Below are 14597 nucleotides of genomic sequence, written 5' to 3'. Positions count from 1 at the left end.
CGTGTCGCTTTCTCAGGCGTTCCGCGAAAAATCCTTTGACGATCTGCCCGGCTGGGACAAGGACGACCATCTGGCTGCGTTCGCCGCTTTCCGGCGCTCGGCTTTTCATGTCCTGGCGAAACCCTATCGCTCCGGCGGGCTCGGTGTCGACTTCAATGCCTTCACCGAGGCCTATGCTGCAGCCCGCACCGTGTCGCCAACCGACCGGCGCGAAGCCCGCGCCTTCTTCGAGCGGCATTTCATCCCGGCGCACATAGCGGCGGAAAGCGGCGGCGCCGGCCTCGTCACCGGTTTCTATGAACCGGTGGTCGACGCTTCGCCGGTGCGAACCGAACGATTTAAGGTGCCGCTGCTGTCACGTCCGGCCGATCTCGTCGACATCGACGACGCCAACCGGCCGGTCGGCATGGATCCCTATCTCGCCTTCGGCCGCGCCACGCCGGACGGACCGGTCGAGTATTTCGACCGCGGCGAGATCGAGCGCGGCGCGCTCGTCAAGGGTTTGGCTGGCAAGGGGTTGGAAATCGCCTGGCTCGCCGACAAGGTCGATGCCTTCTTCATCCACGTACAGGGTTCTGCGCGGCTCACCATGACCGACGGCCGGCTTTGCCGCGTCACCTATGCCGCCAAATCCGGCCAGCGCTTTACCGGACCGGGCAAGATCCTGAGTGAGCTAGGCGAAATCCCACTGGAAGCGGTGACCATGCAGTCGGTCCGCGCCTGGTTCAAGGCGCATCCGCAACGCATCGACGAGATCCTGTGGCGCAACCGCTCCTATATTTTTTTCCGCGAGATTTCCGCCAGCGAAGCGGCGGCGGCCGACGACCCGGAACTCGGGCCGATCGCTGCCGCAAAGGTGCCGCTGACGCCGGGCCGCTCCGTCGCTGTCGACCGTCTGCTGCATACATTCGGCACGCCGTTCTACATCGATGGGCCGTCGCTGGCCGCTTTCGACAACAAGCCGTTCCGGCGGCTGATGATCGCGCAGGACACCGGCTCGGCGATCACCGGCCAGGCGCGTGGCGATTTGTTCACTGGTACGGGAGATGCGGCCGGCGAGATCGCCGGCGTTGTCCGCAACCCCGCCGATTTCTACGCGCTGATCCCGCGTCGGCTTGTGCCGGGAGCGGGCCGATGACCCGGCGCATCGACAGGCTGAGCGAGGACGACCGGGTCCTGTGGAACCTGGTGGCGCGCACCGCCAAGCCGCTGAAGGGCAAGGCCGCCGTCGACATCCCGGATATTGGCCCGGACATCGCTGATGACACCAAGCCAACGCTGCGTGACCAGGCGATGGCTCCTGCTGCGGCCACGAAAGCCAGGACGCAGCATGTTTCGCATGCGCTCGACGAGCCGACGCTGGAAAAACTGTCGAAGGGCCGGCTGCCGATCGAAGGCCGCGTCGATCTGCACGGCCTGAGCCAGGACGAAGCCTATTCGCTTTTGTTCTCCTTCCTGCATCGGGCGCATGCCGGCGGCATCCGCTATGTGCTGGTGATCACCGGCAAGGGCTCCTCGTCCGGCGGCGACGGCATCTTGCGGCGCGCCGTGCCGGCCTGGCTGTCGACACCCGCATTCAGACCGCTGGTCTCCAGCCACGACCACGCCGCCCGCAAGCATGGCGGCTCGGGCGCGCTCTATATCCGCCTGCGGCGCACGCGCTGATGCGGATGCGCGCATGAGGGTGCACCCGACGAGGATGGACTTGTGACCCCGTTCGGCGAAAAGCTTCGCGCCCTGCGCAGCGAACGCGGCGTCAGCCAAAAGGCCATGGCCAGGGCGATCGGCGTCAGCGCCGCCTATCTGTCGGCGCTGGAGCACGGCCGCCGCGGCGCGCCGACCTGGACGCTGATCCAGAAGATCATCGGCTATTTCAATGTCATCTGGGACGATGCCGAAGAACTGGCGCGGCTGGCCGAGACCTCGCACCCGCGGGTGAAACTCGACACGTCGGGCCTCAGCCCCGCCGCCACCGAGCTTGCCAATGTCCTGGCCGAAAACATCGAAAAACTAGACGAGGCGGAGCTTCGCCGCATCACCGCATCGATCCGCGCCGCGCTGGGGCGGACGTAGGGTTTGCCCGACTCGTGTGGAGGCGATCAATTGTCGATGTTGGCGCCGCCCCTCATTGCCCTGCCGGGCATTTCTCCCCGTTTACGGGGAGAAAGAGGCTGATCGCGAACGTGGCCTGCAACGCCGGCGATTGGCGAAATCGTCAATGACAGCACCCCTCCCCGTCCCTATACGGGGAGAGGATGCCGGCAGGCAGGTGAGGGGCAGCGCAAACGCCTGGAACAGGTAACGCGAAACGCAGCGATCCAGTGGTCGCTTGCAAAAACCTTACTGGACCGCGCCGACCAGAACCGGCTGGCCATCACGGATCGACACCCAGCGACCGGTATTGTCGATCGCCTGCCGCTTGAGGAAGCGGTAGCCGGTCCGGTCCCATGAGCGGACCTTTCCGTCGAGATTGTCGAGGACGTAGTCGCCCTTGCTTGTGCGAACGGTCAGCACGGCATGGCCCTCGCCGTCCGGCTTGCGCACGACGGTCATCAGAAGATTGGCATAGGACACGCCCAAGCGGTTCAATTCGCGGCGCTTTTCCAGGACATAGTCCTCACAGTCGCCAACGCCCCTGACGGGGTAGGCCCAGACCTCGTCCTTGCCGTAAATATCGATGTCGCTTATCGGCTTGACGGCGTTGTTGACCCTGGCGTTGACGCTGAGAATCTTGCGCCAGAGCGCGCCTGTCATGGTGGCGGGGGCGAGATTGCCCGGGTGGATCGAGCATTCGGCCGGACTGGTCTTGCAGAAATCGTAATGGCCGATCGGCTGCGATGTCGGGCCGCCGGTTGCCATTGGCCCGGCCGCCGAAGCCGCCGTAGACCAGCCTGTCGCAAGTGCCAGCCCTAACAGGGCGCACACGCGCAGCCCTCTCGCCATTGGTGAGGAAATCATTGTCCCCCTCGTCCCTTGTTGTTAATGAAACGTTAAGGGCGATCTACAGTCCCTGTCAATTATACCAACGGCCAGTTTTGCGATATGGTTACCCGCGCCGCCGAAAGCGCGGCTATTGTGCAACAGGTCGACTTGAACGGCGGCGGCCATCCGGGACATCTTTACTTTTTGGCGGTCCGAACCAGCTTCGGCCTCACCGCAACGCGGGTCTGGCGGCCATAGCTGGTGATGAAGTCGACGATGCGCGGCACGATTTCGGAGCGGAAGCGCGAGCCGTTGAAGACGCCGTAATGGCCGACCGCCGGCTGCATGTAGTGGGCGTGCCTGTCCGCGGGGATGTTGATGCAGAGGTCGTGCGCGGCCTGGGTCTGGCCGAGGCCGGAAATGTCGTCGTTCTCGCCCTCGACCGTGAACAGCGCAACATTGCGGATATCGGCGGGATCGATGGCGACGCCGCGATGCATCATTTCGCCCTTGGGCAGAGCATGGCGTACGAACACGGTGTCGACCGTCTGCAGGTAGAACTCCGCTGTCAGATCCATCACCGCCATGTATTCGTCGTAGAAGTCGCGGTGCTTCTCGGCACTGTCGCCGTCATGCTTCACCAGATGCATGAAGAAGTCCTTGTGGGCGATGATGTGGCGGTCGAGATTCATGCTCATGAAGCCCGAAAGCTGCAGGAAGCCGGGATAGACCTCGCGGCCGAAGCCCGGCACCGGCCATGGCGCCTGCATGGTGACGTTGTCGCGGAACCAGCCGGTGCCCTTTTCCTCGGCCAGAAGGTTGACCGCGGTCGGATTGCGGCGGGTGTCGATCGGCCCGCCCATCAGCGTCATCGTCGAGGGAACGAACGGGTCGCCCCGCGTTTCCATCAGCGCCACCGCCGCCAGCACCGGGACCGACGGCTGGCACACCGCCATGACATGGGTGTCGGGGCCCAGCGCATGCAGCATGTCGACGATGTAGTCGATATAGTCGTCGAGGTCGAAGCTGCCCTCGCTGATCGGCACCATGCGGGCGTCGACCCAATCGGTGATGTGAACGTCGGCATGCGGCAGCATCGCCTCGACCGTGCCGCGCAGCAGCGTCGCGTAGTGGCCGGACATCGGCGCCACGATCAGCAGCTTCGGATCAGGCCGGCGGCCGGCGGGAACCGCCCGCTCGAAGCGGAGCAGATTGCAGAACGGCCGCGACCACACCGTCTTTTCGGTGACAGCGACGCTTTTCCAGTCGACGACGGTCCTGGTCAGGCCGAACTGCGGCTTGCTGTAGCGGCGCGTCGTGCGCTCGAACAATTCGGCCGTCGCCGCGACCGAGCGGCCCCAGGACGTGTGCGCAAACGGATTGAGCGGATTGGTGTAGAACATCCGCACCGCATCGGCATAGACGCGGGCCGGCTGCACGGCGGCGTGGTTCAATTCGTAGAGCTGGTAGAACATCGAGAACTCCGCTGCTGCGACCGAAGGGACGACAGCAGTGCCGAGCCTTGAATCTCTCGCGCAAAGGGTAACAACAAACTGCTGCGATGCAATACGTCAATTGAATTGATTTATGCTTATACTTTTGTCTAAGGCGTTGAAAATCGGTTTTGAACGGCGGCAGCCGGCTTATTGTGCAGCTGCGAAAGGCGCCGGAGAGAGCATGGGCAATCGCTTCAGGTTTGCGCTGCCCCTCATCCGCCTGGCCGCAAAGCGGCGCGGCCATTCACACGCGGTCGGTGCACACAGCAGCATGGCCTGAGCTGATGAAGCCGAGCCGCCCCGCGGCGCCCTTCGACAGGTCGATCACCCGACCCTTGATAAACGGGCCGCGGTCGTTGATGCGCACGACGACGCTGCGGCCGTTTTTGCGGTTGGTGACCTTCAGCCTGGTGCCAAACGGCAAGGTGCGGTGCGCGGCGGTCAGCGCCGACGGGTTCATCCGCTCGCCGGAAGCGGTCTTCGAGGTCAGCGCGTACCAAGAGGCGCGGCCGCATTGTGCGGCGGCAGGGGAGGTGGATGCGCCGACCATCAGGCCAGCCGCTATCGCCGCCGCGACAAGCGCGGTCCGGTTGGGTTTCTTCATCTGCGGCAAGGGGCTCCGTTTGACAGACCCGGCCGTTACGGATGGAATGTGGCACCAAATGCGGCAGTCGTCTGGCGGTTCCATGACAATAGTACACGTTTGGAGTCGGCGCGAAACAGTCTGTCATGGAATGTCGGGATTGCGCCGATGTATGTCTGGTGGTCTTCGCACCAGCACCGGGGCGTTTCCGGCAAGACCCGGCTTTATTATGCAAGTAGATGTGACAGCGATCGGGTCGCTTCCTTTCGCCTTGCCATCGCGGTCATAGCGGAATTGGCGATCGACTTGGGGAAAGGAATTCCGACGATGAGATTGATCAAGAATCTGCTGGCGCTGATTGTGCTTGCCATCGGTGCGCTGTGGTCGCTGCAGGGCATCGGCCTCGTCGGCGGCAGCTTCATGACCGGCCAGTCGCTATGGCTCTATATCGGCATCGTCACCGCGCTGGTTGGCCTGGGCGGGCTGGTGTGGGCGAACCGTTCGCTCCCCTGACACTCGTACGGCCCTGGCGGCGTTTCGGTCGACCGGCGAATGCGCGGCCCGCCGCAAACACGCATTTCCTGTTTTGCGCGCAGCTTCGGCAAATGAATGCTGCGAATGGCCGACGATTTGAAAACCGGTTCCTGTATCGCGGCTAAGTATAGTAGTCTTATCGACATTACAGGAATTGGGAGAACGATGAGCGATGTGCATATCGCGGCGATCACCCGCATGAGTGCCGAGCGCCGGCTGTCGCCATTGGCGTGCCTCGCGGCTTCAGGAGGAAAGAACGTCCGGCAAGTAGTCGCAGCGGCTTGAAAATCAAGCAAAATCAGTGGTGCCCGTCTTGTATATCATGTCACTAGAATTTATGTGTCTTGAAAGCCTGGACGCGGACGCGGTGGGGACGCACGCCAGGCGTTTCGCAACCGGTGGCCCTTCGCCATCGCATGACAGAGAAACGTTCGGTCCATGCTCACAAAAAAGGGCAAGTACGGCCTCAAGGCGCTCGTCCATCTGGCGCGGCTGCCGGTTGGTCAGCTCGCCTTCGTCGGCGATATCGCCGCCGGAAACAACATCCCGAAGAAATTTCTCGACGCCATCCTCGGCGAACTGCGCAATGCCGGTTTTGTCCAGAGCCGCAAGGGCAAGGAAGGCGGTTACCGCCTGGCGCGGCCGGCGGATGAAATCAAGATCGGCCACGTCGTGCGCGTGCTCGACGGGCCGCTTGCCCCAATTCCCTGCGCCAGCCGCACCCGGTATCAGCGCTGTGAAGACTGCAACGAGGCGACATGCCAAGTCCGACATCTGATGCTGGAGGTCCGGCAAGCGATCGCCGAGGTGCTGGATCAGCGCAGCCTCGCCGAGATGCGCGATATCGCCGGCGACGACGACCTTTCGGCTGCGTTGAAAATCCAGGCCTGAGCCGGAACGGACGGCTCCTCAGGCAATTGGTGCGCGCATGACCGGCCGCGCAAATTCGATTGTCCCAAGTTCGATCATTATCGTCGGCGGCGGCGCCAGCGGCGTCGTCCTTGCCGCGCATCTGTTGAAGTCGCCCAATCCCGATCTGCGTGTCACGCTGATCGAAAAGCGCCCGCATTTCGGCCAGGGCATCGCCTATTCCACGCTGCTGTCGGCGCATGTGCTGAATGTCAGCGCGGCCGGCATGAGCGCCCATGCCGACGACCCCGGCAATTTCTGGCGCTGGCTGCTTGAGCGCGGCCTGGCAACGCCAGAGCAGGCGCCGGTCTACGCACCGCGCAGCGTCTACGCCCGCTATCTGAAGGAACTGCTGGACGAGCTCGAGGCCCGCGAGACGGGGCGTCTTCGCCTGATCCGCGAGGAGAGCCTGTCGATCTCGCCGACCGGGTCTGGGGTCGAGGTGGCGCTGGCCAACGGCACCAGCGTCGTCGCCCACCTTGCCGTGCTGGCGACCGGACATGACGAGGAGCCGGGTGCCGGCCACGGCCATGCGATCAGGATGGGATCGGAGGCCGACACCGTGCTCGACGGGGAAGCCCGGGTCCTGGTGCTGGGCACGGGGTTGAGCATGGTCGATGCCTTCCTGTCGCTCGAACAACGCGGCCATCGCGGCGAGATTATTGCGGTGTCGCGGCGCGGCCTGCTGCCTTCGCCGCATCGCAAGGGCAATCCGATCAAGCTCGACGTCGCCGACATTCCGCTCGGCACCCAGCTCTCCTATTTCGTCGGCTGGTTTCGCGACCTGATCCGGGAAAACCAGAAGGCCGGCATCGACTGGCGCGACGTCGTCGACGGTCTCAGGCCGTTCAACCAGAAGATCTGGCAGAACTGGCCGTCTTCGGCCAAGCGCCGCTTCGTCGAGCACACCAAGGCGTGGTGGGACATCCACCGCCATCGCATGGCGCCGGAAGTCCATGGCCGTGTCACCGAGGCGGTGCAGTCGGGCCGCATCCGGCTTGTCGCCGGGCGCGTCGTCGGCATCACGGCGGGCGACGAATTCAGCGTGCAGGTCCAGTCGCGCCACACGCAAAACATCGAGACGTTCGACGTCGCCCGCATCTACGATTGCACCGGCATCGCCAGGGACATCTCGACAACGTCGAACAGCGTGGTGCGGTCGCTGGTCGACCGCGGGCTGGCCCGGCCGGATCCGCTGCGCCTTGGCCTCGACGTATCGGACAATTGCGAGGTCATCGCCAGCGACGGCACCGTCTTGGCCAAGATCCTGGCGGTCGGACCACTGACCCGCGGCACCTTCTTCGAGATCGACGCCATACCGGATATTCGCGTGCAATGTGCAAGGCTGGGGAAGCGGTTGCTGGGGTGAGGTCGGCGCCTACGGCGGTGCTGTCCCGCGACCTTATCGTGATTGGCGTGACGGAGCGGCCCCACCGGAATCCCATTCCCCGTCTGGCCAATGGATTGGCACGATCTATCTTCTTTCAGACTGCAAACGGCTGGAAAAGAAGATAGGCTGACAGCCTGCCCAAGGCGGTCGCTTGACCATGGAGCATCAGCATGAGCGTGCACAAGATCGCCCTCCCGGACAGGGAAATGCCCCGCCTGCGTCCGCCCTATGCATCGGTTCTCGACCTGATCGGACAGACGCCGGTTGTCGAGCTGACCAAATTCGACATCGGCAAGTGCCGGCTGTTCATCAAGCTCGAAAGCCAGAATCCCGGCGGCTCGATCAAGGACCGCATTGCGCTGTCGATGATCGCCGACGCCGAAAAACAGGGCAAGCTGAGGCGCGGCGGCACCATTGTCGAGGCGACCGCCGGCAACACCGGCCTTGGCCTCGCCCAGGTCGGCATCCCCAAGGGCTATCGCATCGTCCTGGTCGTGCCCGACAAGATGTCGCGCGAGAAGATCCAGCATTTGCGGGCGCTCGGCGCAGAAGTGCGCATGACCCGTTCCGATGTCGGCAAGGGCCACGCCGAATATTATCAGGACATGGCCGAAAGGATCGCCGCCGAACTGCCCGGCGCCTTCTATGCCAACCAGTTCGCCAATCCGGCCAATCCGGACGCCCATGAAACCACGACCGGTCCGGAGATCTATTCGCAGCTCGGCGGCGACGTCGATGCAGTGGTCGTCGGCGTCGGCTCCGGCGGCACGCTGACCGGGCTTGGCCGCTATTTCGCAAAAACCTCGCCGAAGACCGAGATGATCCTCGCCGATCCGGTCGGTTCGGTGCTGGCGCCCCTGATCAAGACCGGCAAGATGCAAGAGGCCGGCAGCTGGACTGTGGAGGGCATCGGCGAGGATTTCGTCCCGCCCAATGCCGATCTGTCGCTGGTCAAGAAGGCCTACTCGATCCCCGACAAGCAGAGCATGCTGGCGGTGCGCGACCTGCTCTCCAAGGAGGGCATCCTCGCCGGCTCGTCCTCCGGCACGCTGCTTTCGACAGCGCTGCGCTATTGCCGCGAGCAGACCGTGCCGAAGCGGGTCGTCACCTTCGTCTGCGACAGCGGCAACAAATATCTGTCGAAAGTGTTCGACGATTTCTGGCTGATCGAGCAGGGCCTCGCCGAGCACGAGCAGCATGGCGATTTGCGCGACCTGGTGATGCGCACGCACCGCACCGGCGACATCGTGTCTGTCGGCCCGGACGAAAGCCTGCTCAACGCCTATGGCCGCATGCGCCGTTCGGACGTCTCGCAGCTGCCGGTGCTGGACGATGGCAAGCTGGTCGGCATCGTCGACGAAAGCGATATCCTCGCCCACGTCGAAGGTCCCTATGACAGCCGCTGGGACCGTTTCAAGGCCCCGGTGCGCACGGCGATGACTTCCAATCTGCACACGCTGCAGGCCAGCCAGACGCTGGACGCGCTGCTGCCGGTGTTCGACCGCAACGAGGTCGCCATCGTCTTCGACGGCGACGAATTCATCGGCCTGATTACCCGCATCGACCTGATCAACCATCTGAGGCGCCGCGCAAGATGACCATCAAAGCCACCGTATCGGGCAGCAACCGCCTGGCCTTCTCGACGCGCACCATCCATGGCGGCCAGAGCCACGACCCGACGACCGGCGCGGTGATGGTGCCGATCTATGCGACCTCGACCTATGGCCAGCAGAGCCCGGGCGTGCACAAGGGTTTTGAATATGCCCGCAGCCAGAACCCGACCCGCTTTGCCTTCGAGCGCGCGGTGGCCGATCTCGAAAGCGGCGCAGCCGCCTTCGCTTTCGCCTCGGGGCTGGCGGCGATCGCCACCATCTTCGAACTGCTCGATTCCGGCGCCCATGTCGTCGCCACCGACGATATCTATGGCGGCACGTTCCGGCTGCTGGAGCGGGTGCGCAAGCGCTCGGCCAATCTCCAGGTCGACTTCGTCGACTTCACCGATCTAGCCGCGGTCGAAGCGGCGATCCGCCCGGAAACCAGGTTGCTCTGGGTCGAGACGCCGACCAATCCGCTGCTGCGCGTCGTCGATCTCGAAGCGGTCGCAGCCCTGGCCAGGCGCAAAGGCGTGCTGTCGGTCGCCGACAACACTTTTTGCAGCCCCTATCTGCAGCGGCCGCTGGAGCTCGGCATCGACATATCGGTGCATTCGACGACGAAATACCTCAACGGCCATTCCGACATGGTCGGCGGCGTCGCCGTGGTCGGCGACAACAAGGATCTCGCCGACCGGCTGAAATTCCTGCAGAACGCCATCGGCGCCATTTCCGGTCCGTTCGACAGTTTTCTGGCGCTGCGCGGCCTCAAGACGCTGGCGCTGAGGATGGAGCGCCATTCGTCGAACGGCCAGAAGATCGCGCACTGGCTGGAAAGCCGTCCCGACATCCGCCGCGTCATCTATCCCGGTCTCCCCAGCCACCCGCAGCACGCCATCGCCAGGCGGCAGATGCACGCCTTCGGCGGCATGATCACGGTCGAGCTCGACCGCGACCTCGCCGGCACCAAACGCTTCCTCGAGCACACGCAACTGTTCACGCTGGCCGAAAGCCTCGGCGGCGTCGAAAGCCTGATCGAGCACCCGGCGCTGATGACACATGGCTCGATCCCGGCCGGGAAGCGGGCCGAGATCGGGATTTCCGATTCGCTGGTGCGGCTGTCGGCCGGGATCGAGGATGGCGATGATCTGATTGCGGATTTGGATCAGGCGCTGGGGTGAGGGGAGCTTGGGGCACTCGCTTCTGCAATCGAAAACCGTTCAACCGATGTTGAGGCGATCAATCACCGATGCCGGCAGCGCAAACCTGAAGCGGTTGTTCTGGGACCTGTATGATAGCCGTTGACCTCCGCTGCATCTGGAGAAATTGTAACTTCCTGCAATTGCCGACAGGCCGGTTGAAGCCATGACCATTCGCGAGCGCCACCAGCCGATAGCCACCGAGGTCCCGCTCACCTTCGCGGTCCTGGTCTTCCCCGGCTTTCCGATGATGGCGTTCAGTTCGGTGATCGAGCCGCTGCGTGCGGCCAACGTCCTGGCCAAGCGGGACTGCTACCGCTGGATCATCGTCGGCGCCGCTGAGGGCCCGGTCGCGGCCTCGAACGGGGTCGTCATCCAGCCCGGCTTTTTTGGCGGTGATGCGCCGAAGGTCGACCGCATCGTCGTCTGCTCGGGCGGCGATGCCGATCATCTCGTGGCCGAGGACGCGGTGAGCTGGATCCGCAGGAGCCTGCGCGGCGGCGCCCATATCGGCGCGGTGGCGGATGCTGCCTTCTTCCTGGCGCGGGCCGGCCTGCTCGACGGCCATGCCTGCACCTTGCACTGGACCAGCCAGGCGGCGTTCACCGAGGCGTTTGCGGACATTGAGCTGAGGCGCGATCTCTATGTCATCGACCGCCAGCGCTTCACCTCGGCCGGCGGCGTCGGCAGTCTCGACATGATGCTGGAGATCATCACATCAGATTATGGCGCCGAACTCGCGGCCGGCGTCGCCGAATGGTTCGTGCACAGCCCGCTGCGCTCCAGCGTCGACCGCAAGCTGATGCCGCTGCGGCTGCGCACCGGCGTCCAGAACGAGCTGGTGCTGGCGGCCATCGCCATCATGGAGGATGCGGTGGAGGAGCGGCTCGGCATGGCGGCGCTGGCGGAAAAGCTCGGCGTCTCCTCCGACAAGCTCGAACGCAACTTTCGCTCCGAGCTCAGCGTCTCGCCCAACGGCTATTACCGCCGCCTGCGGCTGAAGCGCGCCGCCGACCTTTTGGCGCATTCGACACTGATGGTGCGCGACGTGGCACTGGCCTGCGGTTTTGCTTCGATGTCGAGCTTTGCGCGGGCGTTCCGGGAAGAGCATGGGCATGCGCCGAAGGTGATGCGGCGGCATTAGGGCGCTAACCAGGCCGCGCCGCGTTCCCGCCCGCCCCCCTCTGGCCTGCCGGCCATCTCCCCCTCAAGGGGGGAGATTGGCAGCTTCGATGCTCCGCTCTTCCTGCGACGGTAGAAATTCTCGAAAGCGGTGATGACGGCCGATCTCCCCCCTTGAGGGGGAGATGTCCGGCAGGACAGAGGGGGGCGCCGTAGAGCGCCGCGGAACGACTTCAAGCGGTATTTCGCACAACATCTGCGGTATCCCGCACAAGCTCATCGCGGCGCACCGCTATGTTCAGGGCTTCTTCCAGGAGGCACCCGTGAGCATCGTCGTTTTCGACCCCGACAGCACTGAGGACGTCGACTTCAAGGACCGTATGCGCCACCCGGCGGCGGCCGATCCGGCCGGCGGCATGTGGCTGTCCGACACCGAGCCGTCCTTCATCGATGCGGACGCGCTGCGCAAAGGCCGGCTGGCGAAGCTGCGTGCCTGGATGCGCGAGGCCGGCTATGGCGGCGTCGTGCTGTTCGACCCCTACAACCAGCGCTACGCCACCGGCTCGCGCAACATGTTCGGCTACTTTCTGCGCAACTCGACGCGCTACTTCTTCATCCCGACCGAAGGGCCGATCGTGCTGTTCGAATATCCGCAGAGCTATCATGTCTCGATGGTGCTCGACACGATCGACGAGGCGCGGCCGTCCAGGCTGGTGTGGTCTTCGGTGTCGGGCCGCGACGACGAGACCGCCGGCCCGTTCGCCGACGAGATCACTGAGCTGCTGAAGGTGCATGGCGGCGGCTCGATGAAGCTCGGCCTCGACCGCTGCGGCCATCTGCAGGCGCTGGCGCTGGAAAAGCGCGGCTGCGAGGTCCGGGATTGCCAGGCCGAGATCCTCGCCGTGCGGGCGGTCAAGACGCCCGAAGAGGTAAAATGCCTGCAGGTATCGATGGCCGGCGCCGAGGCGGCCGTCTATGCGGTGCGCGAGGCGATCAAGCCCGGCGTGTCCGAGAACGACCTGTTCGCCATCATGTATCACGAGGTGATCCGCCAGGGCGGTGAGTTCATCGAAACCCGGCTCTTGACCTCGGGCCAGCGTACCAACCCGTGGTTCAACGAAGCCAGCGGCCGCAAGATCAGGCCGGGCGAACTTTTGGCGCTGGATACCGATACGATCGGCTGCTACGGCTATTATTCGGACTTCTCGCGCACCTTCCGCTGCGGGCCGGGCAAGCCGACGGATTATCAGAAATCGCTCTACCGCATGGCCCACGACCAGGTTCAGCACAACATCTCGATCGTCAGGCCGGGCATGGCGTTTCGCGAAATTGCCGAAAAGGCCTGGAAGATCCCGGACCGCTTCGTCGACCAGCGCTACACGTCTGTCATGCACGGCGTCGGCATGCATGGCGAGACGCCGTTCATCGCGCACGCCATGGACTACGAGACTTATGGCCGCGACGGTTTTGTCGTGCCCGGCATGGTGGTCAGCGTCGAGAGCTATATCGGCGAGAAAGGCGGACGCGAGGGCGTCAAGCTCGAGGACGAGATCCTGGTCACCGAAACCGGCACCGAGCTTCTGTCGCGCTTTCCCTATGAGGACGACTTTCTGGAGAAAGAAGTGTGATCCCAGCATCCACCACCAATCGAGGTGCGGTATCGCAAATCGTCGGGACTAACCGCAGCGCTCATGCTTTCGTTCAGGTGTCCTCATGAAGGGCCCGGTCTCGATCAGACGCGGCACGGTGGCCGCGGTGTTCGTCGACCTCCAGGAGGAGCACCGGCAGGACAAGCGCTATCTGGTCGAGGGTTTTGCCGACATCCTCGCCAACGTCCAGCGCCTGCAGGCGGCGGCACGGGCCAACGATGTGCTGCTCTACCATTCGGCCTATATCGTCGATCTCACCAGGGAGGCGCGGCGGTTCCATCCGGTCGATGCCAATGGCAGGTCGGCATTCTCCGACAAGGACGATCCGCTGACGGCGATCTGTCCGGAAGTGGCGCCGGTCGACGGCGAGATGATGCTGGTCAAGACCGAGGCCAGCGCCTTCGGTTCGGGCCCTGCCGCGGGCCGGCTCAGGGCCAAAGGCATCGAGTGGCTGGTCGTTGCCGGCGTGTGGACCGAGGCCTGCATCGACGCCACCGTCAGGGATGCGGTATCATCGGGCTTTCGCGTGCTGCTGGTCAACGATGCCTGCGGCAGCGGCAGCACGGCGATGCACCAGACCGCCATCCTCAACCTTGCCAACCGGCTCTATGGCGGCGCCGTCACCACAACCGAGGGCGCCTGCCGATTGATGGCAGGCGAGACGGTCGATGCGTGGCAGGTCGTGGGCTCGGTGCCTTTGCGCTTCACCTATGAAAACGCCGCCCGGCTCTACGACGAACTCTGAAACCAGGAAGGCTGGCGATCCTTGGCCCCCCCTCTGTCCTGCCCTCCCTGCCAAAACTTGGCATCTCCCCCACGAGGGGGGAGATTGGCAGTTTCGGCGCTGCGCTCCTGCTGCGATGTTGGAAATTGGCGAAAGCCGGGACGACAGCCGATCTCCCCCCAAGTGGGGGAGATGCCCGGTAGGGCAGAGGGGGGCGCTGTCCCGCCGGCGTCTCGAAAGGTTCTGCGCCGCAGTAGCGCAAGCTTCTGCGGAACAGCGCACAACGCCTGCGGAAATTCGAACACTTCCCCGCTGAATCCCGCACTATCATCGCCTATGGCCAAGGGGGCCCCCCCCCCCCCAACCCCCCCCCCCCCCCCCGGGGCCCGGGCGCGCCCGGGGGGTTTGAGGGGGATATTTTTTTGGTCACCAAAAGACCAGGGAAACCCCGCGCCGCCCCCCGCCCCCCGGGGTTTT

The 14597-nt window shown here is 64.3% G+C and carries 15 protein-coding genes; 12 read left to right on the top strand and 3 right to left on the bottom strand.

Going from position 1 to position 14597, the window contains the following annotated elements:
* The first annotated feature begins 1 nt into the window (after nt 1).
* The 3 genes from mltA to AC0L2B_RS14825 are packed head-to-tail and all read left to right on the top strand — an operon-like array spanning nt 2 to nt 2073.
* Nucleotides 2-1138, top strand: coding sequence for a murein transglycosylase A (gene mltA, locus AC0L2B_RS14835; protein ID WP_473745862.1), 1137 nt, complete (start codon nt 2-4; stop codon nt 1136-1138).
* Nucleotides 1135-1665 (top strand): Smr/MutS family protein, encoded by a 531-nt coding sequence (locus tag AC0L2B_RS14830; RefSeq protein WP_473745861.1) that lies wholly within the window; start codon nt 1135-1137, stop codon nt 1663-1665. Before mltA ends, AC0L2B_RS14830 begins: the two co-directional genes overlap by 4 nt.
* A 42-nt stretch (nt 1666-1707) precedes the next feature.
* Complete coding sequence (locus AC0L2B_RS14825) at nt 1708-2073, top strand: helix-turn-helix domain-containing protein (RefSeq protein ID WP_023802676.1); 366 nt, start codon at nt 1708-1710, stop codon at nt 2071-2073.
* Between the two features lie 267 nt (nt 2074-2340).
* On the opposite strand, the gene AC0L2B_RS14820 is transcribed toward AC0L2B_RS14825, so the two are convergent.
* The 3 genes from AC0L2B_RS14820 to AC0L2B_RS14810 all read right to left on the bottom strand — a co-directional run bounded on the left by AC0L2B_RS14820 (nt 2341) and on the right by AC0L2B_RS14810 (nt 5022).
* Complete coding sequence (locus tag AC0L2B_RS14820) at nt 2341-2958, bottom strand: transglutaminase-like cysteine peptidase (protein WP_091592049.1); 618 nt, start codon at nt 2956-2958, stop codon at nt 2341-2343.
* Nucleotides 2959-3119: 161 nt separating this feature from the next.
* Nucleotides 3120-4397: a polyhydroxyalkanoate depolymerase gene (locus AC0L2B_RS14815; protein WP_473745860.1), complete on the bottom strand. Its 1278-nt coding sequence runs from the start codon at nt 4395-4397 to the stop codon at nt 3120-3122.
* A 265-nt stretch (nt 4398-4662) separates the two neighbouring features.
* A complete protein-coding gene (locus tag AC0L2B_RS14810; protein WP_023802673.1) occupies nt 4663-5022 on the bottom strand; it encodes a septal ring lytic transglycosylase RlpA family protein in 360 nt (119 codons plus the stop codon).
* Nucleotides 5023-5328: 306 nt separating this feature from the next.
* Between AC0L2B_RS14810 and AC0L2B_RS14805 the strand changes: the two genes are divergently transcribed.
* From AC0L2B_RS14805 to AC0L2B_RS14765, 9 genes are all read left to right on the top strand, one after another.
* The gene (locus tag AC0L2B_RS14805; protein ID WP_473745859.1) at nt 5329-5514 is read left to right on the top strand and encodes a hypothetical protein; all 186 of its coding nucleotides are present in this window, start codon (nt 5329-5331) and stop codon (nt 5512-5514) included.
* Between the two features lie 105 nt (nt 5515-5619).
* A complete protein-coding gene (locus AC0L2B_RS14800; RefSeq protein ID WP_473745858.1) occupies nt 5620-5820 on the top strand; it encodes a hypothetical protein in 201 nt (66 codons plus the stop codon).
* Nucleotides 5821-5973: 153 nt separating this feature from the next.
* Nucleotides 5974-6426 carry an RrF2 family transcriptional regulator gene (locus AC0L2B_RS14795; RefSeq protein WP_023802671.1) on the top strand — a complete coding sequence of 151 codons (453 nt, stop codon included), beginning with the start codon at nt 5974-5976 and terminating at the stop codon, nt 6424-6426.
* A 37-nt stretch (nt 6427-6463) separates the two neighbouring features.
* The gene (locus AC0L2B_RS14790; protein ID WP_473745856.1) at nt 6464-7813 is read left to right on the top strand and encodes an FAD/NAD(P)-binding protein; all 1350 of its coding nucleotides are present in this window, start codon (nt 6464-6466) and stop codon (nt 7811-7813) included.
* Nucleotides 7814-8004: 191 nt separating this feature from the next.
* On the top strand, nt 8005-9432 hold the full coding sequence (locus AC0L2B_RS14785) for a pyridoxal-phosphate dependent enzyme (protein ID WP_473745855.1): 1428 nt from the start codon (nt 8005-8007) through the stop codon (nt 9430-9432).
* Nucleotides 9429-10607: a cystathionine gamma-synthase gene (locus AC0L2B_RS14780; RefSeq protein ID WP_473521515.1), complete on the top strand. Its 1179-nt coding sequence runs from the start codon at nt 9429-9431 to the stop codon at nt 10605-10607. Before AC0L2B_RS14785 ends, AC0L2B_RS14780 begins: the two co-directional genes overlap by 4 nt.
* Nucleotides 10608-10791: 184 nt before the next feature.
* Nucleotides 10792-11769 carry a GlxA family transcriptional regulator gene (locus AC0L2B_RS14775; RefSeq protein ID WP_473745854.1) on the top strand — a complete coding sequence of 326 codons (978 nt, stop codon included), beginning with the start codon at nt 10792-10794 and terminating at the stop codon, nt 11767-11769.
* A 301-nt stretch (nt 11770-12070) separates the two neighbouring features.
* Nucleotides 12071-13375 (top strand): M24 family metallopeptidase, encoded by a 1305-nt coding sequence (locus AC0L2B_RS14770; RefSeq protein ID WP_473745853.1) that lies wholly within the window; start codon nt 12071-12073, stop codon nt 13373-13375.
* 85 nt (nt 13376-13460) lie between these two features.
* Nucleotides 13461-14141, top strand: a complete 681-nt coding sequence (locus AC0L2B_RS14765) for an isochorismatase family protein (RefSeq protein WP_473745852.1) — start codon at nt 13461-13463, stop codon at nt 14139-14141.
* Nucleotides 14142-14597: the final 456 nt, after the last annotated feature.

The organism is Mesorhizobium sp. WSM4815 (assembly GCF_055811575.1).
This window is presented reverse-complemented; position numbering and strand designations above follow the sequence as displayed.